The organism is Pseudoblastomonas marina (genome assembly GCF_034374265.1).
GTDB lineage: Bacteria > Pseudomonadota > Alphaproteobacteria > Sphingomonadales > Sphingomonadaceae > Alteriqipengyuania_A > Alteriqipengyuania_A marina.
Genome location: NZ_CP139718.1, coordinates 485,933 through 512,286, shown reverse-complemented (window position 1 = coordinate 512,286; position 26,354 = coordinate 485,933). Strand labels below are relative to the sequence as shown.

Here is a 26,354-nt window from a genome sequence, read left to right as displayed (position 1 = left end):
ATGTGATCCGCATGAGCGACGCAGACGAAACCACCCCGCCCTCCCCTGAAACCTTGGTCGAACGGCTGGTCACGCTGCTGACCCCCGAGGAGACCGTCGGACACGACATCTATCGCGGGCCGCGCAAGGGCGACGGGATCGGCCGGGTGTTCGGCGGACAGGTGATCGCGCAGGCGCTGCGCGCGGCGGAAATGACGGTCGAGGACGACCGAGCGCCGCATTCGCTGCACGCCTATTTCCTCCGCGGCGGGAGCGAGGATTACGATATCGAGCTGGCGGTCGACCGCCAGTTCGACGGGCGCAGCTTTTCCAACCGCCGCGTCGTCGCCAAGCAGAAAGGCACGCCGATCCTCAACCTCGCCGCGAGCTTCCAGCGCCCCGAAGAGGGCCTCGAGCATGTCGATGCGCCGATGCCCGAGGTGCCGCATGCCGAGGAGCTTCGCCCGGAAATGGAAATCCGGCGCGAAATGGCGGACACGCTCAAGGACGAGAACGCCCGCCGCTACATGCTGCGCCCGCGCGCGATCGAATTGCGCAACGTCGATGCGCCGCATTGGCAGAGCAAGGAGCCGAAGGACCCGGTGAGCCACACCTGGTTTCGCGCGGTAGATCAGATGCCGGACGATCCATCGCTCCATCGCGCCGCGCTCGCCTATGCCAGCGACTTCATGCTGCTCGGTACCAGCGCGCTCCCGCACGGGCTCTCGTGGTGGCGCAACGAGCTGAAGGGCGCGAGCCTCGACCATGCGATCTGGTTCCATCGCCCGGCGCGGGTCGACCAGTGGTTGCTCTATGCCACCGACAGCCCTTGGAGCGGTGGCGGACGCGGGTTCAATCGCGGAAAGATCTTCACCGAGAACGGCGAGCTCGTCGCCAGCGTCGCGCAGGAAGGCGTGATCCGCAAGATGCGAAAAAAGGACTGACAAGGTTCGAAGCCACCCCGAGTCGCGAAACAATATTTCCGTTTAGAAACCAGTTCTTTCAATTAATTGAGTCGCAATCGAAAATATTTCTATTGCCATTCATATACTTCGGCTCGACTCGTTAATCACTCATTTACCATTCTCCAACTCCCGGATTACGTTGATCTATTCGGGACGCAAGGAATGGGGCAGCCTGAATTGCCCCTCTTGGAGGAGTAAATTCGATGAAGAAACTCTTTGCCTATGCAGCACCGCTGGCGATGGCCATGTCGTTTACGGTGGCGCCGACCACGCTGCACGCCAACCCGGGTGGCAGCAACGCCGCCGCCAAGGCCTGCAATTCCGGTCTCGCCGATGCCATCGGCGTGTCGGTCGGCACCTGCGTGAAACTGTTCAAGGATGGCGATGCCGTCAGCGTCTGCAAGGCGCTCAAGGACCTCGGCCTGCTCGACCTCGTCGGCGCGCGCAACCAGGGCCAGTGCATCAAGGCGCTGAGCTGAAGCACGCGCCATAACTCGAGGGGGCTGCGGAGCGATCCGCGGCCCCTTTCCATTCCCGCCCCGCGGGCCGACGACCACCTTCGCAGCTGCACAATTTTTAGGGAAGCCAAACCGGGTTTAATCCGCTAATGGGCGCGCATGTCGCCGCTGGCCATAGGGCTGGCGTGCCTTTTTGCATCGGCGCCCCTCCGGCGCGACCCCGCATTCCAGATCCCTCCCCGCACCGCGCGCCGGTGCCGTTTCCCCTGTGAGCACCATGTCCTTCGAAAACGTCCAGCCGCCCCTCGCCCAAGCCCTGACCGAGCGCGGCTATACCGAGCTTACCCCCGTCCAGTCCGCCGTGATTGCGCCCGATGTCGCGGGCCGCGACCTGATCGTTTCGGCACAGACCGGCTCGGGCAAGACCGTCGCTTTCGGCCTCGCGCTGGCCGATGAACTGCTCGCCGAACTCGGCAGCCTGCCGATGGTCGAGCGCCCGCTCGCGCTCGTCATCGCGCCCACCCGCGAACTCGCGCTGCAGGTCAGCCGCGAACTGGGCTGGCTCTACGGCCAGCACGGCGTGCGCATCGCGACCTGCGTCGGCGGGATGGATGCGAGCAAGGAACGCCGCAACCTGCGCGCCGGACCCGCGATCGTGGTCGGCACGCCGGGCCGGTTGCGCGATCACCTCGAACGCGGCGCACTCGACCTATCCGGCCTGATCGGCGTGGTACTCGACGAGGCCGACGAGATGCTCGACATGGGCTTCCGCGACGATCTCGAGGAAATCCTCGACGCGACGCCCGACAAGCGCCGCACACTGCTCTTTTCTGCCACCATGCCGCCTGCGATCGTGCGGCTCGCCGAACGCTACCAGACCGATGCCGAGCGGCTTTCGCTGGCGGGCAAGGACCGCGGCCATGGCGACATCGCCTATCAGGCCATCGCCGTCTCCCCGTCCGAGGTCGAGAATGCGGTGGTGAACCTGCTGCGCTTCCACGAGGCGGAAACCGCGATCCTGTTCTGCGCCACGCGCGACAGCGTCCGCCGCCTCCACGCCACGTTGCAGGAGCGCGGCTTCGGCGTGGTTGCCCTGTCGGGCGAGCATTCGCAGTCGGAACGCAACCAGGCGCTGCAGGCGCTGCGCGATCGCCGCGCCCGCGTCTGCGTTGCCACCGATGTCGCCTCGCGCGGGATCGACCTCCCCAGCGTCAGCCTCGTGATCCACGTGGAGATTCCGCGCGATGCGGAAACGCTGCAGCACCGCTCGGGCCGCACCGGTCGCGCAGGGAAGAAGGGCACCGCCGTGCTGGTGGTGCCGTTCAACCGCCGCCGCCGGGTCGACGGCATGCTGCGCGGCGCGAAGATCACCGCCGAGTGGACCGACGCCCCCACCCCCGAAGCGATCCGCGAAAAGGATCGCGAACGGATGATGGGGCAGATCACCGATACCAGCGAGATCACCAAGGATGACCGCAAGCTGGCGGCGACGCTGATGGAAACCATGTCGGCCGAAGATATCGCGGCTGCCCTGATCCACTCGCACCGCGCCAAGATGCCCGAACCCGAAGAGCTGCTCGCCAACACGCCCGAAGCGCGCGAAAAAGCAAAGAAGGACGCCCACCGTCCCGGCTTCGAGGACACGGTGTGGTTCAAGATCGAGGTTGGCCGCAAGCAGAACGCCGAGCCGCGCTGGATCCTGCCGCTGCTGTGCCGCCGCGGGCACATCACCCGCAACGAGATCGGCGCGATCAGGATCGGCACGCACGAAAGCTGGTTCCAGGTGCCGCGCAACGTGGCTCCCAAATTCCAGGACGCCCTCGCCCGCACCGCTTCGAGCGAGGACGAGCAGGACGCGATCGCGATCGAGGAGGCCCCCGAAGGCCCACAGGTCGGTGCCGGCAACAAGGGCGGCCCGCGCGGCGGCAAGGGCTTCGTGAAGCCGCACCGCAAGGGCGGAAAAGGCAACTTCAAGGGGAAGGACTCCGCCAAGGGCAAAGGCAATCCCGACGGCGGCAAGTTCAAGGGCAAGCCCAAGCCCGAAGGTGCAAGCGGCAAGTCGCTCGCCGGCAAGTGGAAACGCGACAAGGGGCCGCGTTCGTAAGCGACGCTTCGCTAGACCATCAATGCGAGGACGACGGTGTCTTCGATGGGCGTGCCTGAGGCATCGAGCGCCGGCTCGAATTTCCCGTATCGAACGACGCTTCGGCAGGCATAGCTATCGAGCGCAGCATTCTCGCTGCTGCGTATGATCACACATTTGGAAACCTTGCCAGACGGCCTCACCGTGATCAGCATCCTCACGGTGCCCTTCACGCCCCGCCTCAGATTGCGCGGCCGCGACTGGTAGGACTTGCGAAGCCACTCCATGTCGTTCGTGATCGAGGCCTCGCGAGATTTGTCGTCAGTCTCGTCTCGAGGGGCAGCTGAGCTGGTCGCGCAGGCACTGACGAGAAGCGCTGCAGCGGCCAACCTCAAGAAACTAGACATCAACCGCACCCCTGTAGCCTTTGCCACGATTCACCCGCCCGCGTGGTAGAAGTCGTAAATCTTCTGCGCAACGCCCTCGCTGATCCCCGGCGTGCGCTTCAAATCGTCCAACGCGGCGGCGCGGACCTTGCTGGCGGTGCCGAAGGCGAGCAGCAGCGCGCGCTTGCGTGAGGGGCCGATGCCGGGGATCTCGTCGAGCGGGCTGGCGGTGATCGCCTTGCTGCGCTTGGCGCGGTGAGCGCCGATGGCGAAGCGGTGGACCTCGTCGCGCAGGTTCTGGGCATGGAACAGCACCGGCGAATTGGTCGGCAGCGTCTTCTCGCGACCATCAGGGAAGTGGAACACCTCGCGCCCCTCGCGGCCGTGATGCGGACCCTTGGCGATGCCAATCACCGGCACCTGGTCGGCAATGCCTAGGTCTTCGAGCACGCTCATCACGCTGGAAACCTGCCCCTTGCCGCCGTCGATCAGCACGAGATCGGGCCACACGGTCTCGTGGCTGTTCGACTTGCCCTCCTCGCCATCGGGATGCTCGGCAAGGTTGCGGAAGCGGCGCTCCATCACCTCGCGCATCATTCCGAAATCGTCGTTCGTCTGCGCGGTCTTGATGTTGAACTTGCGGTACTGGCTCTTCTCGAAGCCCTCGGGCGAGGCGACCACCATCGCGCCCACGGCCTTCGCGCCCTGGATATGGCTGTTGTCGTAGATCTCGATCCGCTGCGGCGGTTCGTCGAGTTCGAGGAATTCGGCCAATTCGCGATTGATCTTGGCCTTGGTGCCGGTCTCTGCCAGCCGCCGTTCGAGCGCCTCGGTGGCGTTGCGCTGCGCCTGCTGCATCAGCTTGCGCCGCACCCCGCGCTGGGGGATCGATATCGCGACCGCGTGCCCGGCGCCTTCCGCCAGCGCCTCGGCCAGCAGTTCCTGCTCTTCGAGTTCGCGATCGACCAGGATCGTGCGCGGCGGCGGCACTTCCTCGTAAAATTGCAGCAGCACGTCGGCGAGCACCTCGCCCTCGTCGACCTCGCCGGTATTCTTGGGATAGAACGTACGGTGGCCCCAGTTCTGCCCGCCGCGAATGAAGAAGGCCTGCACCCCGATCTGCCCGCCCCTGGTCGCGAGCGCAAAGACATCGGCATCGCCCACCCCCTGCGCGTTGATCGCCTGCGAACCCTGGATGAAGGTCGCCGCGCGCAACCGGTCGCGCAACATCGCCGCGGTCTCGAAATCGAGCTCCTCGGCGGCCTTCGCCATCTGTTTCTCGATATCGGCCTGCACCGCGCTGGACTTGCCCGAGAGGAAGTCCTTCGCCTCGCCGACGAGCTTGTCATAGCCTTCCTCGTCGATCCGCCCGACACAGGGGGCCGAGCAGCGCTTGATCTGGTAGAGCAGGCAGGGCCGATCGCGATTGTTGAAGAAGCTGTCGCTGCAACTCCGCAGAAGGAAAAGCTTCTGCAGCGCGTTCAATGTCTTGTTGACCGATCCGGCGCTGGCGAAGGGGCCGTAGTAATTGCCCTTCGCCCGCCGTGCGCCGCGATGCTTCTGGATCCGCGGGAAGGCGTGGTCGGCGCGCAGCAGGATGAAGGGGAAGCTCTTGTCGTCCCGCAGCAGCACGTTGAAGGGCGGACGATAGCGCTTGATCAGCTGCGCCTCGAGCAACAGCGCCTCGGCCTCGGAGTTCGTCACCACGATTTCCATCGCGCGGCACTGGCTGACCATCCGCTGGAGCCGGTTCGAGAGCCCCTTTACCTGCGTGTAATTGGCGACTCGCGCCTTGAGGCTGCGCGCCTTGCCGACATAGAGCACGTCGCCGCGCGTATCGAGCATGCGGTAGACCCCGGGGCGCGGCTTCAAGGTCTTCACCGTCTCGCGGATCGCGGCGATCCCGGCTTCGAGATCGGGCTGCGCGCTGGCGACGGTATAGGTCGCGCGCTCCTCGTTGAAGCGTTCCTTGCCTCTCGGGTCGTGGGGGGATCCGGCTTTCGAGCGCGACATGGGGCCGAGATAGGCAAGCGCCGCGGATTGCACAATCGCACCTGTTGCAACTGTTTTGGCTTGGTGTATTACTACACTAAAACAGAACGGAGAAACCTTGCAATCCGCTGCCGCCATGACGCCGACCGAATATTCACCGCCTGCCAATCGCTGGGTGGTGCTGGAAGTGCTGTGCTTCGCGGCGCTGGCATTCGGGTCGCGCCTGGCCTTCGCCGAAGTGGCGTGGGCCTATTCGGGGCCACTGTCGCTGCTGCTCACCCTGATCGTTCTCAGCTTTTACATGCGCGCCCGCGGGTTGGGCTGGCGCGAGATGGGACTGATCCACCTGCCCGGCTGGAAGGCCAAGGCGCTGGTGATCCCCAAGGCCTTGCTGCCCTTTGCGCTGTTTGCCGTCGCGGTGTCGCTGATGATCTTCGTCGGCGAACCACTGGGTGTCACCCGCTCCGATACCGCCGGGGTCGAGGCGCGCTGGGGCAATGTCGAGGGCAATCTGGGCATGCTGCTGCTGTGGCTCGGCATCGTCTGGACCAGTGCCGCCTTCGGCGAGGAAATGTTTTTCCGCGGCTACATGGTCACGCGCCTTGCCGACGGGCTGACGGGCGTTCCGGGCCGACTCTTCATCGCGGTGCTGGTGCCCGCGCTGATCTTCGGCTACGGACATTTCTATTATCAGGGCCTGTTCGGACTGCTGATGACCGCGATGATCGCCATCGCCTTCGGCACGGCGTTCCTGCTGCTCAAGCGCAATTTGTGGCCGCTGGTCCTGGTTCACGGCGTGATCGACACGATCAACTTCGTCGCGCTCTATCTCGGCGAGGCCTGACCAGGGATCGGGAATTGCGCATGGACAAACCGGTGCAGCGCCCCATCTAGCCTGCATGACCGAACTTTCCGTGCTCGATCTCGTCCCCGTCCGCGAAGGCGGGACCCTTTCCGAAGCCTATGAAGCCGCCGCCGGCCTTGCGCGCGTCGCAGAGGAGGCGGGCTACAAGCGGTTCTGGGTCGCCGAGCACCATGCGATGGAGGGAATCGGCGGCGCCGCGGCCTCGGTCGTGCTGGCGCATATCGGCCATGCGACTTCGACCATCCGGATCGGTTCGGGCGGGATCATGCTGCCCAATCACAATCCCTTCGTGATCGCCGAGCAGTTCGGCACGCTCGATGCCCTGTTCCCCGGCCGGATCGATCTCGGCCTCGGTCGCGCCCCCGGGGCCGACGGGCGGATCCGGCAGGCCTTCCGCAAGGATTTGATGAAAGCGGCGGGCGATTTCCCGCAGGACGTGATGGAACTGGCGGCCTATTTCTCGGGGCAGGAGGATATCTCGCTTCGCCCCCATCCCGGCTTCGGCGCCGATATCGAGATGTGGATGCTGGGATCGAGCCTCTACGGCGCGCAGCTCGCCGCCGCGCTCGGCCTGCCCTACGCCTTCGCCGCGCATTTCGCGCCCGACCACCTCGACGACGCGCTCGCGATCTATCGCCGCGATTTCAAGCCGTCGGAGCGGCTCGACAAGCCGCATGTCATGGTTGCGATGAACGTCTTCGCGGCAGAAGAAGCGGACGAGGCCGAGCGGCTCGCCTCCTCGCAATTGCAGAGCTTCGTGCGGCTGCGCACCGGCAGCCCGGGCAAGCTCCCGCCGCCGGTCGACGGCTATCGCGAAAGCCTCGGCCCGATGGAGCGGCGGATCGTCGAACACGTCTCGCTGGCCAGCGCGGTCGGTACGCCCGCCATGGTCCGCGAGAGGATCGCCGCCTTCGTCAAGCGCACGCAGGCGGACGAGATCATCGTCGCCGGCGCGACCTACGACCCCCGGGCGCGCGAAACCTCGCTGCGCCTGACCGCCGAAGCGCTCGCCTCGTGAGCGATCGTTACGACGCGATCGTGCTCGGCGGAGGCGCGGCCGGGCTGATGTGCGCGGCGCGCGCGGGCCAGCGCGGTAAGCGCGTGCTGGTACTCGAACGCGCGGCCAAGCCGGGGAAGAAGATCCTGATCTCGGGCGGCGGGCGCTGCAATTTCACCAATATCGGCGCGGGCCCGGGCAATTACCTCTCGTCCAACCCGCATTTCGCCAAGTCCGCACTGGCCCGCTACACCGCGCGCGATTTCCTCGCGTTGGTCGAACGCTACGGCATCGACTGGCACGAGAAGACGCTCGGCCAGCTGTTCTGCGACGGATCGGCGCAACAGATCGTCGACCTACTGCTCGCGGAATGCGCGAATGGCGATGTCGAGGTCCGCTGCGGCGAGGAGATCGAAGAGGTCACGCATGACGGTCGCTTCAACGTAGCCACGCAAACGGGCAACTACGAAGCCGATGCGCTCGTGATCGCCACCGGCGGTCCCTCGATCCCCAAGATGGGCGCGACCGGCTTCGCCTACGATCTCGCGCGCCAGTTCGGGCTCAAGGTGGTCGAACCGCGCCCCGCTCTCGTCCCGCTCACGCTCGGCGGCGAGGAAGTGCTGTTTCGCGAGATCAGCGGCGTTTCCGCCCCGGTGGTCGCCAGCGCGGGCAAGGGCCGGTTTCCCGAGGCCGCGCTATTCACCCATCGCGGGCTGTCGGGCCCGGCGATCCTGCAGGCCTCGTCCTACTGGTATCCGGGCGATCCGGTCACCATCGACTTCCTCCCCGAACAAAAGGGCGACTGGCTGCTCGAGCGCAAGCGCGAACAGCCGCGCGCCACGCTGCGATCGACCTTGCGCGAGTTGCTGCCCCAGCGCTTGGCCGACATCCTTGCCGACAAGCTCGCGATCGAGACCGAATTCGGCAATGCCCCCGACAAGGACTTGCGCGCGGCGCAGGAACGGCTTGCGCGCTGGACCTTCCATCCCAATGGCAGCGAAGGCTTTGCCAAGGCCGAAGTCACCATTGGCGGGATCGCCACCGCAGAGCTTTCCTCGAAGACGATGGAAGCGAAGCGCGTGCCCGGCCTCTACGCGATCGGCGAGGCGGTCGACGTCACCGGCTGGCTCGGCGGGTACAATTTCCAGTGGGCCTGGGCGAGCGGGGTGGCGGCGGGCGACAGCCTTTGAGCAACCGTACGAGTCGCGGGCTGACCTGCAACCTGCCAACGGTTCACTCGGACTATAGCACATCGCTTTATTTCAATGATTTACAGAGACTTCTCGCGCCCAATTTGACGGATCGGCCAAACAGGCGCTTAATCGCTTCGCCGTTGTGAATGGAGGATATCCATGCTCCGAATGGTGAAGGGACTGGCCTGTTCGCTGATGCTCGTCGCAACCCCGGCGCTTGCCGAGGAATGGCACGAATTCGCCAAGACCGGAGAGACGATCGGCTTCGTCGACACCGATACGCTCCGCACCGACGCCGCGCCCGTCACCTTCGATATGTTCGTCGGCTACATGTACGGCCAGGGCAAGGATGGCGAGGTCTACTACGTCATCTACCGGATGAGTGCGGATTGCAGCAGCGGCACCCTGACGGTCCTTTCGCTGCGGGCTTTCGATATCGATCGTAAGCCGATTCCCAATGCCAGCCGCGACACGATCGAAGACCCGTTGGCCGAACGCACCTTCGCCAGCGATGTGCACGACCTCGCATGTGTCGCGAAGGGTCGCTCGTCGGGCAAGACGAACGACCCCTATCGCGCGAGCGACGACTATTTCGGCGGGTTCTGAGCGGCCCTAGAACGCTTTCCTGAAATCGATCTCGAACGAGCGACCGTATGGATCGAGCCGATCGGGCAGGAAGGCATTGGGCACATCGCCGTTCTGGTCGACGATCGAACGGCGAGAATCGAAGATGTTCGACACCGAGAACGAGAAGCGCGACCCTTCGAGGAAGGGCACCGCCGCAACGATGCTCTCGCGCTGGTCGAAATCGATGAAGAAGCGCGCATTGAGCGTGAACTGCTCGCCATAGAACAGGTCGGTGCTGCCCGGCAGGCCGCTGCCGTCGACGCGCGTCTCGCCGGTGTAGTTCGCACTCAGGAAGCTGCCGAAGCCGCGATAGAACGCCCCGCCGAAAACGCGGAATTCGTGGCGCGGGCTACCACCGCCCGCAATCGAATCGCCGTCGAGCAGGTCGAGGAACGGTCCGCCCGGGGCGATCAGCACCTCGTCCTCGAGCCGCAGCGTGTAGTCGGCATTGGCGAAGAACCGCCCGCGCCCGTCACCGCCGCCGCCAAAACCACCCCCGCCGCGACGCCCGCCGCGTGACCGCTGCTGGCCACCGCCACCGCCACCGCCGCCTTCGGCGCGTTGTCCGCCCTCACCCCCAGGACCGGCGGCACAGATGCGCTGGCGCAGCTGTTCGGCCTTCTCGGGGTCGATCTCGCCATTCTCGTCCTTGATCTGGTCGAGGATGAAGGACGGGATCGCCGGGCGATCGCCCTCCGCGATCTCGCCACTCTCGGCACGCGCGACTTCGGCCCTGAGGCGTTCGAGGAAATCGGACGGGCTGAGCGAGCACAGTTCCTGCCGGATCGCGGCGAGGCGTTCGCGGTCGGGGCCGCCGGGGGCGCCCGGCGTACCTTCGCTCTCGCCATCGCCGGTGCGGCAGAACTGGCGACGAACGAATTCGACTCGCTGCGGGTCGAGCTCGCCGGCATCGTTCTTGAGCCGCGCCAGCATCTGCGGCGGGAATGGCGGATTTTCGCTTTCCGCCGCCGCCTTGAGGCGGGCGAGGAATTCTTCGGGATCGTCCGAACAAAGCTGGTCGCGCAATTGCTGCATCCGCTCGGGCGAGAACATTCCGCCGCCCTGGCCGCCACCACCACCGCGCGCCTGTGATCCCCCGCCGGGAGGACCGCCGCGACGGCCCTGTGCCGCCGGTTCTTCCCCCTCGGGGAAAGCCGACCCGAACGGGCCGGAGAGGTTGAGCGAGAAGCGCAGCGATTCCGAATTGCGCTCTGCGAAGGTCACCGGGCGCAGGTCGAGCTCCTGCAGTCGCCCGGTCGCGTCGCGCGAGACGCGACCCGGGAAAGCCGCCTCGATCTCGGGCGTGAGCGTCGGGAAGCCCGCGGTCACGTCGTCCGAATCATTGGTGAAATATTCGACCTGGAAGCGCCCGTTCTCGATGAAGGGAAGATTGTAATTGAAGGCGAATTTCCAGTCGCGTTGGGTCTCGCGCAGGAGGTCCGGATTACCTCCGCCGATCACCGTCGCCAGCGTCGTCTCGTTGCGCGCGAGGTCGAAGACGGGCGTGTTGAAGTTCTCGGTCAGCGGACTGCCCAGCTGGGTCAGCGACGGGGCTTCCTGCCGGTACTGGTAGGTCGCGGTGAAGCCGACAGCCTCGATCGGGCGCCAGTTGAGCGAGCTCGACCAGGCATAGAGCGAACCGAAATCGGACAAATCGTTGATCGAGGCCCCGAGATCGAGCGTGATGTCGCCGAGAAAATCGCCGAAGCCTTCGTCGACGCTGGTGATCGGGACTCCCAGCGTCACCCCGCCGGAAAAGCGCGTGCGGTCGAGGAAGGTCTCGCCCAGCCCGCTGCGCGTGTCGTCGCTGCGGATGTCGTTATAGGTGAAGCCGCCCTTCAGCGTTACCAACAGGTCGCCGCCGGGGAGGAGCAAGGGGCGGCCGATCAGCGTTGCGTCGGTATCGAGACGGTTGGTCTTGCTATTGGCGAAATCGACCCCCGCGAGGGGCAGCCCCGGCAGCACGCCGTCGATCGCAAGCGTCCCGGCCAGCGCCTGCGCCTGCAGGATACCGACATCGGCGCGACGATCGATCCGGGTGAAACCCTCGGTATGGGCGCCGTCGCCCGTCAGGCTCAGCTGCCAGTCGCCGATATTGGTCGAAAACGCGCTCCCGATCTGCGCGGTAACGTTGCGGGTGCGCCGCTCGAGCGGATCGGCCAGCGTGCGGACCTGCGTGTTGCCGAGCGGATCGGTGAGGGTAACGGTGTCGAGCCCCGCGAGCGAGCGCGAGCTGCTGCGCGACAGCGTGCCGTTGACCGAGAGCGAGCCGTCCTTGCCGCCCTCCCCGATCGGGACAGCGACCGTTCCGTTGAGCGACAATTCGTCGCTTTCGGGCACTAGCGTGCGGAATTCGGCCGGATCCGGATCACCGGCCAGCCGGTCCTCGGAGCCATCGGCGACCGGTAGGTCGCGGTCGGCCTCGGTGATCCGCTGGCGCGCCTCGGCCTCGAGCGCGAGGCTGATCCTTGTGCTGCCCGAAATATTCAGCGCGCTGGCTTCAAGTTGGCCGCGCGTGAAGCCGTCCTGGAACGGCCCCCCGCCTTCGATCTCGACCGTCTTGGCGGTGAAATTGTCCTTTAGAATGAAGTTGATCACCCGCTGGTTGGGCGAAAAACCGAAGCGGACCGCGGTTTCCTCGGGCAGGACCTCGACGCGCTCGATCGCCTCGGGCGGGAAGTTGCGCAATTCGCGGAAGCCCGAGATGCGCACGCCGTTGAGCAGGATGGCCGGCGGTCCGCCGCCGCGCGCACCGCCCGAGCTGACCGTTGGGCCGAGCTGCTGGACCAGCTCGGCGATCGAGCCTGCGCCGTAGGCCGCGATATCGGCCTCGTCGAGCGTCTGGATCGGTTCCTGCGCCGCATCGACCTGCCCCAGCAGCCGCTCGGCCGAGACGACGATGCAATTGATGTCTTCGGCACAGCTATCGCCGACTTCTGCATCCGCCGCGGCGACGGCATCCTCGCCTTCGGCGTCCTGCGCGATGACAGAAGTGGGGGCGCAGACCAGGGCAATGAGGGGAAGGCCGATCAGGGAACGCAAGGCTTTGCTCCAATTATGAAAACGACCGCGAGCGCGGTCGGGACGAACGCAGTGCCCCGCCGGCATGGCCTTGGGGACGGTGGAGGTACGCAGCAAGTCGCAAAATGTCTCAGCGATGCGCCCTTTTCTTTTGACGTTGTGGCGTTTATGCCGCGCGCCATGCGAAACCTCATCGGAACGAGCCGTTAATGGCGAAAGAAGAACTCCTCGAAATGCGTGGGAAAGTCGTCGAACTACTTCCCAACGCCATGTTCCGCGTCGAACTCGAGAACGGACACGAAATCCTCGGCCACACCGCGGGCAAGATGCGCAAGAATCGCATCCGCGTTCTGGTGGGCGACGAAGTGCTCTGCGAACTGACGCCCTACGACCTGACCAAGGGTCGGATCACCTATCGCTTCATGCCGGGTCGCGGCGGACCTGGCCCCCAGTAAGATAGCAGCGGGATGAGCGACATGAAGCTCGTCCTCGCCTCGGCCAGCCCGCGGCGGCGCGAACTGCTCGCGCGGCTCGGGATCGAGCCGAGCGAAATCGCTGCCGCCGAAATCGACGAAACGCCGGGGCCGAACGAACGCCCGAAGGACTACGCGATCCGCATGGCGCGCGAGAAGGCGATGGCGCTCGCGCGCGCCGATGCGCATGTGCTGGCGGGCGATACCGTGGTCTCGATGGGACGCCGTATACTGCCCAAGGCCGAGGATCTCGACACCGCACAGGCCTGCCTGCAGGCGCTGTCGGGCCGCCGCCACCTTGTGCTGAGTTCGGTCGCGCTGCGCTATCCGGACGGCACGCTCCGTCACAAGCTCAACGAGACGGTGGTTCGCTTCAAGGCCCTCGAACCCGCCGAGATCGCCGCCTATCTCGACAGCGGCGAATGGCACGGCAAGGCCGGCGGCTACGCGATCCAGGGCACGGCCGAAGGATTGGTCCAGTGGATCCGCGGCAGCCATTCGGCGGTAATGGGCCTGCCGCTGTTCGAAACGCGCGCGCTGCTCAGATCGGCGGGCTTTCCCCTTGGCTGAGTGGTATGCCGAGCGCGGGATCGGCGAGACGCGGCTGGTATGCGTCGAACATGATGAAATCGTCGCGGCGAAGCTCGACTGGCACGAGCGCCTAGCAGCCGGAGCACGAATCGAGGGCCGGGTCGCCAAGCGTCGCGCTGGCGCATCGCGCGCCGTCGCCGAGACCGCACGGGGCGAGGAGGTGCTCCTTCAGCGCCTGCCCGCCTCCGCCACCGAAGGCAGCACGGTCACTATCGAAATCACCCGCGCCGCCATCGGCGAGCGTGGTCGGCGCAAGCCGGCGCAAGGAATCGTAACCGACGAAGCCCCACGCGACTGGCGCGCGATCGACGCCCTCAAGGCCGACGGTCACGAAGTGCAGGAGGTCCGCCGCTTCCCGGTCGAGGGCTGGGACGACATCTTGCAATCCGCCTTCGAGGGCACGACCGAATTCGACGGTGGCAGCCTGCTGTTCAGCGCGACGCCGGCGATGACGCTGATCGATATCGACGGGACGCTGCCGCCGCGCGAACTCGCGCTCGCCGCGATCGGACCGCTGGCGCGGCAATTGCGGCTGCTCGACCTGTCGGGCTCGATCGGGATCGATTTTCCTACCCTCGCCGCGAAGGCCGATCGCAAGGCGGTCGACGAAGCGCTGGGCGCAGCGCTCGGCGGATATCGCCACGAGCGGACCGGGATCAACGGCTTCGGCTTCGTCCAGATCGTCAGCCGCGTGACCGGCCCCTCGATCCTCAACCGCGCGCAATTCCGCCGCACCCGCGCGGCAATCCGGCAATTGTTCCGCCGGGCCGAGAGGGTCGAGCAGCCCGGCGCGTTGCTGCTGACCGCGCATCCGGCGCTGCAACCGCTTTTCCGCGACGAATGGCGCGACGAACTCGCGCGGCGGACGGGACGGGAAATCCGCTGGAAAATCGATCCGGCGGTTGCGATCGAGGGCGGATTCGCGCAGGCGATCTCCCCATGAACACGCCCGTCCGCCGCTGCCCGATCTGCAAGAAGCCTCGCGTCGCGGAGCACGCCCCCTTCTGTTCGAAGCGCTGCCGCGACCGCGACCTGGGCGCCTGGTTGACCGATAGTTATGCGGTGCCCGCCGAGCCGGTCGATCCCGAAAGCATCGGGCCGGGGAACTTGGGCGAAGAAAGCGACGATTGACCCCTTGCCAAAGCGTCTGCGCCACGCCATAGGCGCGCCTTCCGAACGCGGTGACTTGTGCACCAGACGACGGAATGCCCGGGTAGCTCAGTGGTAGAGCAGACGACTGAAAATCGTCGTGTCGGTGGTTCGACTCCGCCCCTGGGCACCATTTCCCCTCAATTGAACCTGTCGAGCTCCCCGACGATGATCGGCGCCACGTCGCGCGCGGCATCGCGGCCGATGAACAGGTCCATATGGGCGTAATCGGGGATCACGATCTGCTCGTAGAGCGCCGGATCGTTGTGCGCCGCCAACCAGGCCCGCGTGCGCTGCGCGCCTTCGGGATAGAAGATCTGGTTGTTCGCGCCCGAAAGGAAGGTGATCGGCAGCGCCATGCGATGCACATTCTCGGTTCCTAGATAGACGTCCTTGCCTGCCGCATCGACCACCTTGCCCTCGTGCATGATCGCCGAGAGTTGGTCGAAAGGTTTCAGCGAAATATCGCTGAACATGGAAGCGATCGCGACGTGGGTGGCGTGACCGAGCTGCGCATGGTCGTAGCTCGGGCCGAAAATGCCGAAGACGCGGCGGCAGGCGGGATTCTTGCACTCCTGCCCTTCAGGTACCGGCAAATTGTAGGCGACCGCGTCGATCTCGTAATCGAGCTCGGTTCCCGTGGGCGCGAAGCCGATATGCCCGCCGAGCTGTGCAACCTGCCCCATAAGCTTGGCGGTACCGATATCGGCCTTCAGGTAGTTCATCCAGTCGGTCACCGGATGCAGCGTGAGTTGCGAACTGACCACCGAGCGGATGCCCGATACGTGGCCGGCGGCGAGAGCCATCAGCAGGCTCATCGAGCCCACGCAATGCGCCATCGCCTGCACGCTCTCCGCGCCGGTCCGCGCGCGCACGAAATCGACCGCGGCGGGCCAGTCGTGCTGCGCGACATCGTCGATCGTGAAAGGCTTGGGCGGGTCGAGCGGATTCCCGCTATCGGCGCTGGCGCGATAGTCGAACAGCCAGACGTCGTAATCGGCGGCGCAGAGCTCCTCGACGAGGTTGCGCGCCACCGTGTCGGTCGCGAAACTCGACGCCTTCACCGAGAAACCCGGCGCGAGCAACACCGGCCCCTTCGCGCCGCCCTGGTAACGGGTCAATGCGACCTTCCAGCCGTCCGCCGTCGGCACGACATGCCGCTCCGGCGCGGGCGCATCGAGCGTGCGATGGCGTAGCTCCTCCGCCTGCTTGGCGGGAAAGTCGTTGAGCGTGGCGAGCATGCCGCCATAGGCCTGGAAGCTCGACAGGCCGAACAGCGCCGCGAACTTGGCGAGGAAATATTCGGCGATGGCGTCCTTCGCCGCCGGGACCCGGTAGATCAGATGGCCGGCGAGATTGTCCTGGCACGGCAGGGCGAAGCTCTTCGCCTGCCACATCAGGTCGGTGAGCTCGAGCTTGAGGATTCCCTTGGCGAGCACCGCACCGTTTCCGTCCTCGCCTTCGCTGATCGTCAGGAACAGCGTGGTGAGGTCGGTCCAGGGATCGGAGCCCCTGCGCTGCTGCAAGGTTTTGAAACCGTGGAAGTGCACCGGTTCGCCACCTTCGCGCTCGAGCACCATCACATAGCTCATCAGCCAGCGCTCGGGGCAGTCGGGATCGACGGTCAGCAGGTTGAAGCGGCCATCTCGAACCTTCATCGGTGCAGGCGAAACGAGATCGCAGGCAACCTCGCCCGTCAGCACACCCTGGTGCTCGGGGCGCGAGACCAGCGCATTGAGGTCGTCGGTATGAACGGTCAGTTCGAAGGCGCAGGAGGTCCCCTCGCTCTCGCCCCAGGCGGCACCGGCGGCGAAATCGTCGGAGATGCGCTCGCCCGGGCAGCAGGGATTGCCCAACCCTTCGGCGCTGACGAACCCTGCCATACGCTCGGTAAAGCCGAATTGCGGGCTCATCAGGTCGGGATACTCGATCACCAGCTTCTTCACCGCGCGCTTGGCCTCGTCGAGCGCGCCCTGCGATGCGGCGTGCTCGATCCCCGCCACCGCATGCGCGACCTTGGCCAGCACGCTGTCGTCGACGAGGTGCGCGATGCGCTGGTGGACTTGTGCGAAATGCTTCGGATGCGGCGTGTCCGCCTCGGGTTGTGGAGCTTCGGCCTCGAGCGCGGGCAGCGGGGCTTCTTCGCCCATCGTCCAGTCGATCTGCCAGCCTTCGCGCTGCGCCATCAATTCCATCGCCCGTTCGGCAACGGCAGTGATCGTGAGCAGCGGGTTGACCCCGACGGGCCCGGACATCGCCGCGCCGTCGCAGACGTAAAGCCCGCGATAGGTCGCGTCGCCCTCGCCGGTGAACACGCGGCAGGCATGGTCGATCACGCCGTGGGCCGCATCGTCGCCCATTCCGCAGCCGCCGACCGGGTGGACCGTGACGAGCTTCTTGCCCAGCGGATCGGTCCAGAGCGGGTTGGGGAAGAACTGGCCAGACATCGCGCCGGCGACCTGTGCAAGCACGTTGTTGTCTTGGACGATCGAGGGATCTTCGCCGACCTTGGGCCAGTCGATCTTCAGTCGGTCGTTGTCGAGCTCGAGCGTACCGCGCCCCACTTCGACGCTCATCACGAGGAAGGTCTGAAGGCGCGAGACCGGGCCCTTATAAGCCCATTCGCCGATCGCGCCGGGATCGGACTGGAACGAGAGCCCCATGTCCTTGGCGTCCATCAGCCGCGGCTTGATCTCTTCGATGCCGAAGCGTGCGAAATTGCCGCCATTGGCCTCGCAGAAGAAGAACGCAGGCGCGAGCAGCGGCGCGATGATCGAGGGCACGACGCCTTCCTCCACCACCAGTCCACGCCCGACGTCGGCGCAGTCGCGCATGTCGATCACGCCGGTGATGCACGGCCCCGGCGCGCCCTGATCGGGCACGGCGTCGCTGGCATGGCCGATCGCATTGACCGGCTCGCTGGTGACGTTGCCGTCTTCGTCCTTCGACGTCTTCCAGTAGCTGTCGTAGCTGTAGCCGAGCACGTCGCCATTGCCCGAGAAGCCCTTGCCGAGACGATCGGAGAGCTTCAGCCCGCGTGCTTTCGATCTTAAGAGTATTTCGGTGGAACCGAGCGTTCCTGCTCCCAAAACAACATGTTGTGCAGAAATACTGCGACCGTTTTCGAGGTGGACTATCCAGGTTTCGCCGTCCCGCTCGACCCAATCGACACGCGCTTCGGTGAATATCTGTGCACCGTGGTTCGCGGCGTCGGGCAGGTAGTTCATCAGCGTGGTGTTCTTCGCGCCGACGTTGCAGCCCGAGACGCAATTGCCGCAATCGTTGCAGGCCGGTTGCGGCACGCCGAAGCGATTGGTCTTGTCCTCGAAATTGACGTTGATCGGCGTGCGGTAATGCTTCTGCTGGAGCTTCTCCGCCGCCTCGCGCAACGCCGCCAGCTTGTTCGGCTCGGCGCGACTGGCCGGGTATGGATTGGCACCGAGCATTTCGCGCGCACGGTCGTAGAAAGGTTCGAGCATCGCCGGGTCGTCGCGGAAGGCCTGCGGCCAGTGCCCGGCTTCGAGCAGGCGCGGCTCGATCTCGAGCGACACGTTGGCGTTGATCAGCGAGGTCCCGCCGAGCCCGCACCCGACCAGCGCCCACAGGTCGTCGTTGACGTGCATCTCGAACATTGCGTGCGGATCGCCGAGCCGGCCGCGCCTGGTATTCGCCTGCATCGCATCTTGCGCGTCGGCGAGCTTCTCCGGATATTCGCCTGGGCGGATTTCGCGCCCGCGCTCGACCAAGCAGACCTCGCGCCCTGCGCGCGCCAGCCGCGAGGCCGCGACGCCCGCGCCGTAACCCGAGCCAATGACGACGATCTCGTAGGCATCTTGCGCATGGTCGATATGGCGCGACAGGCGCGCGGCGCGCGGGAACTTGGTGATCGCGTTCATTGGGCCGCCTCCTTCAACACGCAGTGCACGCGGTCGAGGAGGCGCTCCACTGTCTCGGCGCTGCCGCGCTCGATCCGGTTCTTCGTGGCGGCGGTGAAGGCATCCCAGCCCGCGCGATTGGCCTCGACCTGCGATTGCAGCTGCGTGACCAGCGCCGCGTCCTCGCGCGTGCGCATCCCGCAGCCCGCCGCGTGGACCTCGCGCATCCGCCCGCCGACGCAATCGTTGAACAGGCGCAGGCTCGCCACGCCGAGCTGGTCGTCGACGAACATCGCCGCGCCGCCCTGCGTCGCCATCAGAGTCGGCTGGTCGAGCACCCAGCCGCCGGTATTGTAGACGCCGAGCGGCTTGGCGAAGCCGTCGGCCTTCACCTGATCCTGGAACGGCTTGTGGGTGTGGCCGAAGATCAGCGAGCAGTTTTCGGGCACGCGGCCGAGTTCTTGCTCGAGCTGCTTCGCCACCGGGCCCGACATGAACCAGCCGAGATCGTCCACCTCGCCGCGCGACAGAACATGGGCATAGCCGTCGCGCTGCGATTGCGCGGTGCGGCCTGCCGTCAGGTCGACGATCCCGCGGATCGCCTGTTCGACGGTGACCCCGTACTTGATCTCGGTATCTCCGCGCACCCCCATCTTCGTGCCGAGATCGCCGCATACGCGCAGGGCGAGCGCCTCGGCGAAATCGTGGCTCGCGCCCGCATCGAGCATGGTTTCGTAAAGCGTATCGGCCTCGCTGCCCCACTCCCCGCAGGACCCGAGGTTCGACCACAGGAAATCGACCCAAGCGCCGTTCTCGGCCTCGATCTGGGCGATCGTCTCGCCCTTGGGGTCGCTACCCGCGATCCATGCGCGCAAGCGCGAGAGGGTGCGGTACATCGCATCGATATAATGACCATGATGGAAGACGACGGCACGGCTCGCATCTTCATTGGCTACGGCATAATTCGGGTAGGCGATCCGCACCCTCGCGCCGCGCATATGCGCGCGCTTGGTCAGGATCGCTTCCATCAGCTCGCAGCGATAGGTCGGGTTGCCGGTGGCGCGCGATACGTGGGGAATGTCGGACGGGATCTCCGTCTCGGGCGCAGCGGCGATAGCATCGACGAAGGCCCTGTCCTGCGCCATTCGCCACAGATGGTGATCGTGATTGCCGGGGATGCAGAGGATGTCCCGAGAGAAGACCAGCGGCCCGCCTTCGGGCCACAGCGCGTCGACCAGGTGGAGGAATGCGCGGCTGACCGTTCCGAACGGCGTGAGCCCGAGATCGAGCGCATCGCCCATCAGCACCAGTTGCACCGGCTCGCCATCGGATAGCGGAGCGACGGTAGCGCGCAGCGCCTCGCCCAGTCGGCACATCACGTCGGAGGGATCGCGCGCGACTTCCCCGCGATGGTCGAGATGGGTGAGCAGGCCTTCCTTCGCCCCCAGATGCAGATCCGACAGGACGACATGGCGCACGGTCATCGACGATTTCCCCCTCAGCGGCCGGCCTCTGTCCGGCACCGGGGGTATATGAGTAGATTGGTAAGGGTCGCGTTAACTACGATCGGGCGCAGCAGCCGATCAGGGTTCGATGCGTTCGAGCGTGCTGCCCCGCACGTTCTGGCGCTCGAGCTCGATCACAGTGTGCTCGCCGCGCAGGACGACGAAATCGCGCTCGCCCGAGGCAGCGAAGCAACGCAAAACCTCTGCCTTCGAACCCGACCAGACCACGAACAGCTCGCCACCCTCGCAACCGGTGAGCGCGGCTTCGGGGGTGATCTCGGTGACCTTGCCCTTACCCCAGCTGAAGCTCTGGTAGATCGCCGGCGGCACCGATCCCGCCACGAGCAGCAACAAGACCAGAAACAGCGTCGGTTCGCCGAGGCTGCGCGCAAAGGAGAAGACCTCGCGCCAGCCGGGTCGCTCGCCCTCGCGCCGTCCGATCACCCGGAACATCAGCGCCACTGGCACCAGCGCCAAAGCTGTCCAGGCCAGGAGGCGCAGGATGAAGCTCCACATGCCGAGCGGGCCGTTGGCATCGACCGGGCCGAACGCGCCGCGAATCCAGTCCTGGACGGTGTTCGCATTACCGTGAAGCGGGAAGGAATCGGCCAGCATCGCGCGCAAGCCGAGCACCAGCGCGGTCAATAGCGCCACGACCGCGACCCTTCTCCACCACCCGCTCCAGCCGAGCAGGCGGCAGGTGGCGAAAGAAAGGAGAATGATCGCCGCGAACACCACGAGATGGGTCGGCAGCGCGAGCCAAAATGCCATCCGGAGGAACTGGTCGAGCGTGGTGGCGAGGATCGAGAACCCGCCGAGCAGGATGTCCTCGGTGCTGGCGACGAGGAAGAACGGCAGGTCGAGCGAGGCGAACAGGCGATACTGGATATAGGCCGAAGCGAACAGCAACAGCGCGGCCACGATCGAGAACACCTCGATGAAAATCTGGAAGAAGTTCGCGCTCTTTCGCACCCCGGTCGCAGCCGCCTGTTCCGCCATCCTGTCCCCCTCGAACCGATCGGTCGCAGTTCTACGCGAAGTCCGCCGTCGCGCAAGCCAATCGCCCGCCTGTCTGATTTCGTACATCGACCGGCCTGGTCCCGCCCGGCATAGCGAAGCCCTGTCAATTCGAGGGACCAATCGATGAAAATCAACATTTTGCTGGGGAGCCTTGCGATGCTGCCTACCCTGTGCGCACCGCTTCCCATCGAGGCCGCGACGCTCGACGCGTCCGACGCGGAAGTTACCGCGCGTGAACCGTCCGTGATCGACATCGCCATGCGCTCGGTAGTGACGATCTCCTATGGCGCCGAAGAAGACGATCCCGACGGCAGCGGCTTCGTCGCACATGCATCGGGTTTGATCGTCACCAATGCCCATGTCGTCGCTCGGGCCAAGGGCGACACGGTCCGCGTATCTTTCGCCGACGGTCGTACTTTCACGGGCACCGTGGTCGGGCGCGATCCGCGCACGGACCTCGCGGTCGTCAGGATCGAACCCGACGAACCGCTGATCCCGCTCAAGCTCGCGCCTACCTCGAAAGCGGGGCTTGGGACGAAGGTCTTTGCGCTGGGCAGCCCGATGGGAAAGCGCTTCTCGGTGACCGCCGGGATCGTCAGCGGATACGACCGGGCCTACGATGCGGCCTGGCCGGTCGATTTCCTCCAGCACGATGCCGCGCTCAATCCCGGCAATAGCGGCGGGCCGCTGATCGACGAACAGGGCCGGGTCCTCGGCGTCAACACCGCCACCCCGCCCGAAACGCTGTTCGACATGGGGATCGCGCTCGCGATACCGGCCGAACTCGTGGCGCGGATCGTGCCCGAACTCGCCGCGAAGGGCGAGGTCGACCGGGGCGCGCTGGGCGTGAAGGTGTCGAGCGCCGATCCCGCAATCGCAGCCGCCCTGGGAGCCGACGGAGAGAAAGGCCTGCTGGTCGACGAAGTGCTGCCCGGCAGCGCCGCGGCGCAGGCCGGGATGAAGATCGGCGACATCATCCTGGCGATCGGCGAGCGTAAGCTTCGGCTCGCGCGCGACCTGTCGCTCGCACTGCTCGATTCGCGACCTGGCGAAACGCGTGCCATCACCTTGATCCGAAACGGGACAAGGCGGATCGAACAGGTCGCGTTGGGGAAAGACGACCCGACTGCCGGCGAGCGCGGTCGTGTCGCCACACTCTCGCTTTACCCCGTTGATACCTCTGGGAAAAATCGCACCTTCGGCGCCACGTTTTCCGAGCGGGACGGCAGCATCGTGATCGACTCGGTCGAGGAAGGTTCGCTCGCCCAGCTCTACGGGCTTTACGAAGGCGATATAATTCTGGCAGTTAACGGCCAGCAACCGGGTGATCTAGGGTCGCTCCAGGCCAGGGTGGGGTCGATGGGGGGAGATGTTGCAGTGCTGCGCATCCAGCGCGAAGGGATGGGAACGTTCCACGTCGCCCTGCCGCTGACCGCGCGCGCATCGCAGGAACGTCGCCCCGGCGACCAGAAGCGCTTCCCGCAGGGCCCGCTATGAGCGCCGCCGCCACCCTCGACCGCGAAGTGGCCGCGCGCACGGGCGAACTGTTTGCCGATGCCCGGGCGCTGGTGCTCGAAGACGAGATCGGCGAGGAAATCCGAGACGCACTCGATGCTGCCGGGTTCGGCACGGTGGACCTCGTGACGACCGGCGAGGACGCGATCGAGCGCCTTGCGGCCACGACCTACGACGTCGTCCTGCTCGACCGGATCAATCCGGGCCTCGAAGGGCTCGAAGTGCTCGACCGCATCCGTGCGGGGGAAGGCCTCGCCACCCCGGCCGATACGCCGGTGCTGGTCTATTCGCTGCTCGGCGGAGAGGACCAGCGGATCCACGGCCTGCTCGCGCGCGGGGCCGACGATTACATCCCCAAGCCCGCCAGCCCGGAAGAGCTCGTCGCCCGCGTCGCCGCGCAGTTGCGCGGACGCAAGCCCGCCAAGGCGAAAGAGGAATGGTCGATCTACCCGCTTGCGATCGACGAACAGGCGCGCGTGGTAAGCATCCATGGCGAACCGATCGCGCTGACCACGCGCGAGACCGACATCCTCGTCGAACTCCACCGCGAGCAGGGCAATCCCTTGAGTCAGTCGATGCTGTGGGACCGCTGCTGGATCGGCAAAGGCTGGAGCCACATCCCCGAGGAATACGCCAATACGGTCGACCAGGCGATCAAGCGCCTGCGCCGCAGCCTCAAGAAGCAATGCAGCGCCATCCCCGAGGCCTATCACCCGCTGGTGGTCAATATCTGGTCGCAGGGCTTCGCCTTGCGCAACCTCGCCAACCTGGCGGTCGGAGACGAAACGGCGGATGGCGGCGTTGGATGAACGCGGCGCGCTCCAGGGTTGGCTCCCGCTGCGTACCTGGCTGGTGGTCGCTGCGCTTGCCGCCCTCGCGCTTGCCGCACTCACCTTCGGATTGCTCCAGCTGGTCTCGCAAAGCGCGCGCGAAACCGCACTGGTCCGCGCCGAAGCCGATGCCGCGCTTCTCGCCAGCAAACTCGACAGCCTGCCTCGAGATCTCCGACCCGAGGAACGCGCGGCGGAGGTCGAAACGCTCGTGCGGATCCGCGCGCTCGAAGGCAGCGACGGTGGATTGTGCGACAGCGGCGAGCGCCAGCGCGCCATCGCCCTGCTGCGCCGCCCCGGCGGAGATACGATCGGCACCAACGGGGTCGACTGGCCGCGCGGGCTTTCCAACCGCATCGCTCTGGCGAAGGAGGTTGCCTGCCAGGCCGATGGCGGCGAGGCGATGGTGGTCACGCGCGAACTCGATGACGGGACGCAGCTGCTGCTCGGTCGCACGGTCAGCCGCGATCCGAAGCTCGTGCGCTCGGCCTATCTGCTCGCGGCCGGGATCGCGCTTGCCTTCCTGCTGCTCTCGATCGGGCTCGCCTCCTATCTCGCGCGCAGTTGGCGCAGGCGGCTCGATACCTTCAACGCGCTGCTCGATCGCGCCGATGCCAACCGTTTTTCCGAGCGCGCCGACGAGGACGATCCGCGTCCCGAGTTCCGCCTCCTCGCTCACCATCTCAACGCACTGCTCGGACGGTCGGCCGACATGATCGCGGGGCTCGGCCGCCTCCACCGCCACGTAGCACACGATTTGCGCGGGCCCGTCATGGTCGCGCGCAAGCATCTCGAGGCGATCGACGGCGATGAGGCACAGGAGGAACGCCTCGCGGCTGCCGATGCGCGCCTCGCGCTGGTCGACAAACGCTGCCGCACCCTGCTCGGCATCATCGATGCCGAGGTCAGCCCACGCGCCCAGTCGATCGTCCGCGTCGACGAACGCCTGCGCACGCTGGTCGACGATATGTTCACCTATCTCGCCGACGAGAAGGAGCTCACCTTCGAGTGTGACCTCTCCCCCGCGCAGACCCGCGCGGTAGGCGATTTGCTCGACCGGATGCTCGAGAACGTGCTGTCGAATGCTATCAAGTTCGCCGAGCCAGGTTCGACCGTGCGCTGTTCGGTGGTCGAGGCCGTCGGCGAGGTTCGTATCTCGGTCGAGAATGACGGGCCGCGCGTACCCGAGGACACGATCCGGCGGATCTTCGAACCGGGCTTCAGCGACGCGCTCGGCCAAGCCAGCGGACACGGGCTCGGCCTCGCGCTGGTCAAGACCGTCGCGCTGCGCGCGGGCGGCGACGTGCGCGCGACCAATCTTGCCGCCGGATTCCGGCTCGACATCATCCTGCCGGCAGTCGCCGGTTCCGATAGCCTACCATCCACTGGGAGAAGCCATTGACCGTTCGTCGCCTGATCGCGCTTGCCGCGAGTGTCTCCGCCCTTGCCCTGTCGGCCCCCGCGATCGCACAGACCGCCACGCCGGTGCCGTTCGACGAGGATCGCGGGGTCTATTCCTATGCCCCGCAGATCGCCGAAGCCTCGCGCTCGGTGGTCAAGGTGCTCACCATGGGCCGCGATCCGCGCGAAGGCCCGGGTGCCGAGCCCAAGGCCTCCGGCAATGGTTCGGGCGTGATCGTCGATGCCGCGCGCGGCGAGGTCGTGACCAACAACCACGTGGTCGAGAATGCGACCTCGGTCAGGATCGAGCTGTCCGACGGCCGGATCTACGACGCGACGGTCGTGGGGCGCGATCCGCAGACCGATATCGCACTGCTGCGGATCGAAGCGCGCGATTTGCGTCCGATCGAACTTGCCGACAGCTCGCTGCTGCGCTCGGGCGACCTCGCCTTCGCGATCGGATATCCCTTCGGGATCGACCAGACGCTGACGATGGGCATCATCTCGGGCACCGGGCGCAGCGGGATCGGCGACGGCATCGAGGATTTCATCCAGACCGACGCGGCGGTCAATCCCGGCAATAGCGGCGGCGCGCTGATCGATTCGCGTGGCCGTCTGATAGGGATCAACACCGCGATCTATTCGCGCGGCGGAGACAATGCCGGGATCGGCTTTGCGGTGCCGATCAACATGGCACTCGCAGTGCTCGCCCAATTGCGCAACGACGGCGAGGTCCGGCGCGGTCGCATCGGGGTGAGCATCGCGCCGATCGACGCCCGGTCGGGCACCAGCAATCGCGGCGCGCTGGTAGAGCGGGTCGAACCCGGCAGCCCCGCAGCCGAGGCCGGGTTGCGGCAGGGCGACGTGATCGTCGAGGCCAATGGCCGCACGATCAACACGCCCGGCAATCTCACGGCGATCATCGGGGTCGCCGCGCCGGGGACGCAAGTCGCGCTCGGCATTAGGCGCGGCGGGCAGACGCAGCGCCTGACCCTGCGGGTCGCCGAACCGCGCCGGGTCGAGGTCGCCGAAGCCCCGCGCGGTGGCGAACCGCAGGGCGGCCAAGGCGGCGGAGGCGGTTCGCTCGCCGCGCTCGGTGCAACCTTCCGCGACAAGCAGGCGGGCGACGGCTTTCCCGAACAGGTTCGCGGTGCCGTGGTCGCATCGGTCCAGTCCGGCTCGCTGGCCGAACGCTCGGGGCTTGCCGAAGGCGACCTCGTGATCGGCGTCAACGGCGAGCGCGTGGCGAGCGCGGCCGACCTGTCCGAAGCGCTGCGCAACGTGGCCGGGAGCGCGACACTGTTCGTCGCGCGCGGCAACAATTTGATTCAGATTCCGCTCCGCCAGTGACGCGGCGCGATATCCATGCAAGAAAAAGCAAGTCGAAGGAGGGAAGATTTCGCAAACTATAAGAAGTTGTCAGTGTCGA

General features: G+C 66.1%; 21 protein-coding genes and 1 tRNA gene. 16 read left to right on the top strand and 6 right to left on the bottom strand.

Annotated features, from left to right (window positions below; genetic code table 11):
- Positions 1–11 precede the first annotated feature (11 nt).
- The 3 genes from T8S45_RS02460 (at position 12) to T8S45_RS02450 (ending at position 3,506) form a co-directional block, all read left to right on the top strand.
- Complete coding sequence (locus tag T8S45_RS02460; RefSeq protein WP_322294544.1) at positions 12–923, top strand: acyl-CoA thioesterase; 912 nt, start codon at positions 12–14, stop codon at positions 921–923.
- Positions 924–1,147: 224 nt separating this feature from the next.
- A complete protein-coding gene (locus tag T8S45_RS02455) occupies positions 1,148–1,423 on the top strand; it encodes a hypothetical protein (protein WP_322294543.1) in 276 nt (91 codons plus the stop codon).
- Positions 1,424–1,679: 256 nt separating this feature from the next.
- Positions 1,680–3,506: a DEAD/DEAH box helicase gene (locus T8S45_RS02450; RefSeq protein WP_322294542.1), complete on the top strand. Its 1,827-nt coding sequence runs from the start codon at positions 1,680–1,682 to the stop codon at positions 3,504–3,506.
- An 11-nt stretch (positions 3,507–3,517) separates the two neighbouring features.
- On the opposite strand, the gene T8S45_RS02445 is transcribed toward T8S45_RS02450, so the two are convergent.
- Both T8S45_RS02445 and uvrC read right to left on the bottom strand, forming a co-directional pair.
- On the bottom strand, positions 3,518–3,772 hold the full coding sequence (locus T8S45_RS02445) for an energy transducer TonB (RefSeq protein ID WP_268235612.1): 255 nt from the start codon (positions 3,770–3,772) through the stop codon (positions 3,518–3,520).
- A gap of 150 nt (positions 3,773–3,922) precedes the next feature.
- Positions 3,923–5,884 carry an excinuclease ABC subunit UvrC gene (gene uvrC / locus T8S45_RS02440; protein WP_322294541.1) on the bottom strand — a complete coding sequence of 654 codons (1,962 nt, stop codon included), beginning with the start codon at positions 5,882–5,884 and terminating at the stop codon, positions 3,923–3,925.
- 115 nt (positions 5,885–5,999) lie between these two features.
- Between uvrC and T8S45_RS02435 the strand changes: the two genes are divergently transcribed.
- The 4 genes from T8S45_RS02435 (at position 6,000) to T8S45_RS02420 (ending at position 9,524) form a co-directional block, all read left to right on the top strand.
- Positions 6,000–6,707, top strand: coding sequence for a CPBP family intramembrane glutamic endopeptidase (locus T8S45_RS02435; protein ID WP_322294540.1), 708 nt, complete (start codon positions 6,000–6,002; stop codon positions 6,705–6,707).
- A 55-nt stretch (positions 6,708–6,762) separates the two neighbouring features.
- Positions 6,763–7,746, top strand: coding sequence for an LLM class flavin-dependent oxidoreductase (locus tag T8S45_RS02430; protein WP_322294539.1), 984 nt, complete (start codon positions 6,763–6,765; stop codon positions 7,744–7,746).
- Positions 7,743–8,915, top strand: coding sequence for a BaiN/RdsA family NAD(P)/FAD-dependent oxidoreductase (locus T8S45_RS02425; protein ID WP_322294538.1), 1,173 nt, complete (start codon positions 7,743–7,745; stop codon positions 8,913–8,915). The genes T8S45_RS02430 and T8S45_RS02425 overlap by 4 nt, the downstream gene beginning before the upstream one ends.
- Before the next feature lie 162 nt (positions 8,916–9,077).
- A complete protein-coding gene (locus T8S45_RS02420; protein ID WP_322294537.1) occupies positions 9,078–9,524 on the top strand; it encodes a hypothetical protein in 447 nt (148 codons plus the stop codon).
- Positions 9,525–9,530: 6 nt separating this feature from the next.
- On the opposite strand, the gene T8S45_RS02415 is transcribed toward T8S45_RS02420, so the two are convergent.
- A complete protein-coding gene (locus T8S45_RS02415; protein WP_322294536.1) occupies positions 9,531–12,587 on the bottom strand; it encodes a TonB-dependent receptor plug domain-containing protein in 3,057 nt (1,018 codons plus the stop codon).
- Between the two features lie 188 nt (positions 12,588–12,775).
- On the opposite strand from T8S45_RS02415, the gene infA reads away from it, so the two are divergent.
- The 5 genes from infA (at position 12,776) to T8S45_RS02390 (ending at position 14,912) form a co-directional block, all read left to right on the top strand.
- On the top strand, positions 12,776–13,021 hold the full coding sequence (gene infA, locus T8S45_RS02410) for a translation initiation factor IF-1 (RefSeq protein ID WP_160616537.1): 246 nt from the start codon (positions 12,776–12,778) through the stop codon (positions 13,019–13,021).
- A 12-nt stretch (positions 13,022–13,033) separates the two neighbouring features.
- Positions 13,034–13,609 (top strand): Maf family protein, encoded by a 576-nt coding sequence (locus T8S45_RS02405; RefSeq protein WP_322294535.1) that lies wholly within the window; start codon positions 13,034–13,036, stop codon positions 13,607–13,609.
- Positions 13,602–14,573 carry a ribonuclease E/G gene (locus T8S45_RS02400; protein WP_322294534.1) on the top strand — a complete coding sequence of 324 codons (972 nt, stop codon included), beginning with the start codon at positions 13,602–13,604 and terminating at the stop codon, positions 14,571–14,573. The genes T8S45_RS02405 and T8S45_RS02400 overlap by 8 nt, the downstream gene beginning before the upstream one ends.
- Complete coding sequence (locus T8S45_RS02395; protein WP_188641461.1) at positions 14,570–14,761, top strand: DNA gyrase inhibitor YacG; 192 nt, start codon at positions 14,570–14,572, stop codon at positions 14,759–14,761. Before T8S45_RS02400 ends, T8S45_RS02395 begins: the two co-directional genes overlap by 4 nt.
- Positions 14,762–14,837: 76 nt before the next feature.
- Positions 14,838–14,912, top strand: a tRNA-Phe gene (locus T8S45_RS02390).
- A gap of 7 nt (positions 14,913–14,919) precedes the next feature.
- On the opposite strand, the gene T8S45_RS02385 is transcribed toward T8S45_RS02390, so the two are convergent.
- The 3 genes from T8S45_RS02385 to T8S45_RS02375 all read right to left on the bottom strand — a co-directional run bounded on the left by T8S45_RS02385 (position 14,920) and on the right by T8S45_RS02375 (position 21,158).
- Positions 14,920–18,675, bottom strand: a complete 3,756-nt coding sequence (locus T8S45_RS02385; protein ID WP_322294533.1) for an alpha/beta fold hydrolase — start codon at positions 18,673–18,675, stop codon at positions 14,920–14,922.
- A complete protein-coding gene (locus tag T8S45_RS02380; protein ID WP_322294532.1) occupies positions 18,672–20,138 on the bottom strand; it encodes a metallophosphoesterase family protein in 1,467 nt (488 codons plus the stop codon). Before T8S45_RS02380 ends, T8S45_RS02385 begins: the two co-directional genes overlap by 4 nt.
- 99 nt (positions 20,139–20,237) lie before the next feature.
- Positions 20,238–21,158: a hypothetical protein gene (locus T8S45_RS02375; RefSeq protein WP_322294531.1), complete on the bottom strand. Its 921-nt coding sequence runs from the start codon at positions 21,156–21,158 to the stop codon at positions 20,238–20,240.
- A gap of 144 nt (positions 21,159–21,302) precedes the next feature.
- Between T8S45_RS02375 and T8S45_RS02370 the strand changes: the two genes are divergently transcribed.
- The 4 genes from T8S45_RS02370 to T8S45_RS02355 are packed head-to-tail and all read left to right on the top strand — an operon-like array spanning position 21,303 to position 26,275.
- Entirely contained in the window at positions 21,303–22,676 is a 1,374-nt protein-coding gene (locus T8S45_RS02370) for a trypsin-like peptidase domain-containing protein (RefSeq protein WP_322294530.1), read from the top strand.
- Positions 22,673–23,503 carry a response regulator transcription factor gene (locus T8S45_RS02365; protein ID WP_322294529.1) on the top strand — a complete coding sequence of 277 codons (831 nt, stop codon included), beginning with the start codon at positions 22,673–22,675 and terminating at the stop codon, positions 23,501–23,503. The genes T8S45_RS02370 and T8S45_RS02365 overlap by 4 nt, the downstream gene beginning before the upstream one ends.
- Positions 23,487–24,926, top strand: coding sequence for a sensor histidine kinase (locus T8S45_RS02360; RefSeq protein WP_322294528.1), 1,440 nt, complete (start codon positions 23,487–23,489; stop codon positions 24,924–24,926). Before T8S45_RS02365 ends, T8S45_RS02360 begins: the two co-directional genes overlap by 17 nt.
- A complete protein-coding gene (locus tag T8S45_RS02355; protein WP_322294527.1) occupies positions 24,923–26,275 on the top strand; it encodes a trypsin-like peptidase domain-containing protein in 1,353 nt (450 codons plus the stop codon). The genes T8S45_RS02360 and T8S45_RS02355 overlap by 4 nt, the downstream gene beginning before the upstream one ends.
- Positions 26,276–26,354: the final 79 nt, after the last annotated feature.

Bases quoted from the DNA above. Each gene is read 5' to 3' on its own strand.
- T8S45_RS02380 (WP_322294532.1), bottom strand. From the start codon at position 20,138: ATGACCGTGCGCCATGTCGTCCTGTCGGATCTGCATCTGGGGGCGAAG.
- T8S45_RS02450 (WP_322294542.1), top strand. From the start codon at position 1,680: ATGTCCTTCGAAAACGTCCAGCCGCCCCTCGCCCAAGCCCTGACCGAG.
- T8S45_RS02435 (WP_322294540.1), top strand. From the start codon at position 6,000: ATGACGCCGACCGAATATTCACCGCCTGCCAATCGCTGGGTGGTGCTG.
- T8S45_RS02365 (WP_322294529.1), top strand. From the start codon at position 22,673: ATGAGCGCCGCCGCCACCCTCGACCGCGAAGTGGCCGCGCGCACGGGC.
- T8S45_RS02370 (WP_322294530.1), top strand. From the start codon at position 21,303: ATGAAAATCAACATTTTGCTGGGGAGCCTTGCGATGCTGCCTACCCTG.
- T8S45_RS02460 (WP_322294544.1), top strand. From the start codon at position 12: ATGAGCGACGCAGACGAAACCACCCCGCCCTCCCCTGAAACCTTGGTC.
- T8S45_RS02375 (WP_322294531.1), bottom strand. From the start codon at position 21,158: ATGGCGGAACAGGCGGCTGCGACCGGGGTGCGAAAGAGCGCGAACTTC.
- T8S45_RS02385 (WP_322294533.1), bottom strand. From the start codon at position 18,675: ATGAACGCGATCACCAAGTTCCCGCGCGCCGCGCGCCTGTCGCGCCAT.
- T8S45_RS02420 (WP_322294537.1), top strand. From the start codon at position 9,078: ATGCTCCGAATGGTGAAGGGACTGGCCTGTTCGCTGATGCTCGTCGCA.
- T8S45_RS02455 (WP_322294543.1), top strand. From the start codon at position 1,148: ATGAAGAAACTCTTTGCCTATGCAGCACCGCTGGCGATGGCCATGTCG.
- uvrC (WP_322294541.1), bottom strand. From the start codon at position 5,884: ATGTCGCGCTCGAAAGCCGGATCCCCCCACGACCCGAGAGGCAAGGAA.
- T8S45_RS02360 (WP_322294528.1), top strand. From the start codon at position 23,487: ATGGCGGCGTTGGATGAACGCGGCGCGCTCCAGGGTTGGCTCCCGCTG.
- T8S45_RS02430 (WP_322294539.1), top strand. From the start codon at position 6,763: ATGACCGAACTTTCCGTGCTCGATCTCGTCCCCGTCCGCGAAGGCGGG.
- infA (WP_160616537.1), top strand. From the start codon at position 12,776: ATGGCGAAAGAAGAACTCCTCGAAATGCGTGGGAAAGTCGTCGAACTA.
- T8S45_RS02395 (WP_188641461.1), top strand. From the start codon at position 14,570: ATGAACACGCCCGTCCGCCGCTGCCCGATCTGCAAGAAGCCTCGCGTC.
- T8S45_RS02445 (WP_268235612.1), bottom strand. From the start codon at position 3,772: ATGGAGTGGCTTCGCAAGTCCTACCAGTCGCGGCCGCGCAATCTGAGG.
- T8S45_RS02405 (WP_322294535.1), top strand. From the start codon at position 13,034: ATGAGCGACATGAAGCTCGTCCTCGCCTCGGCCAGCCCGCGGCGGCGC.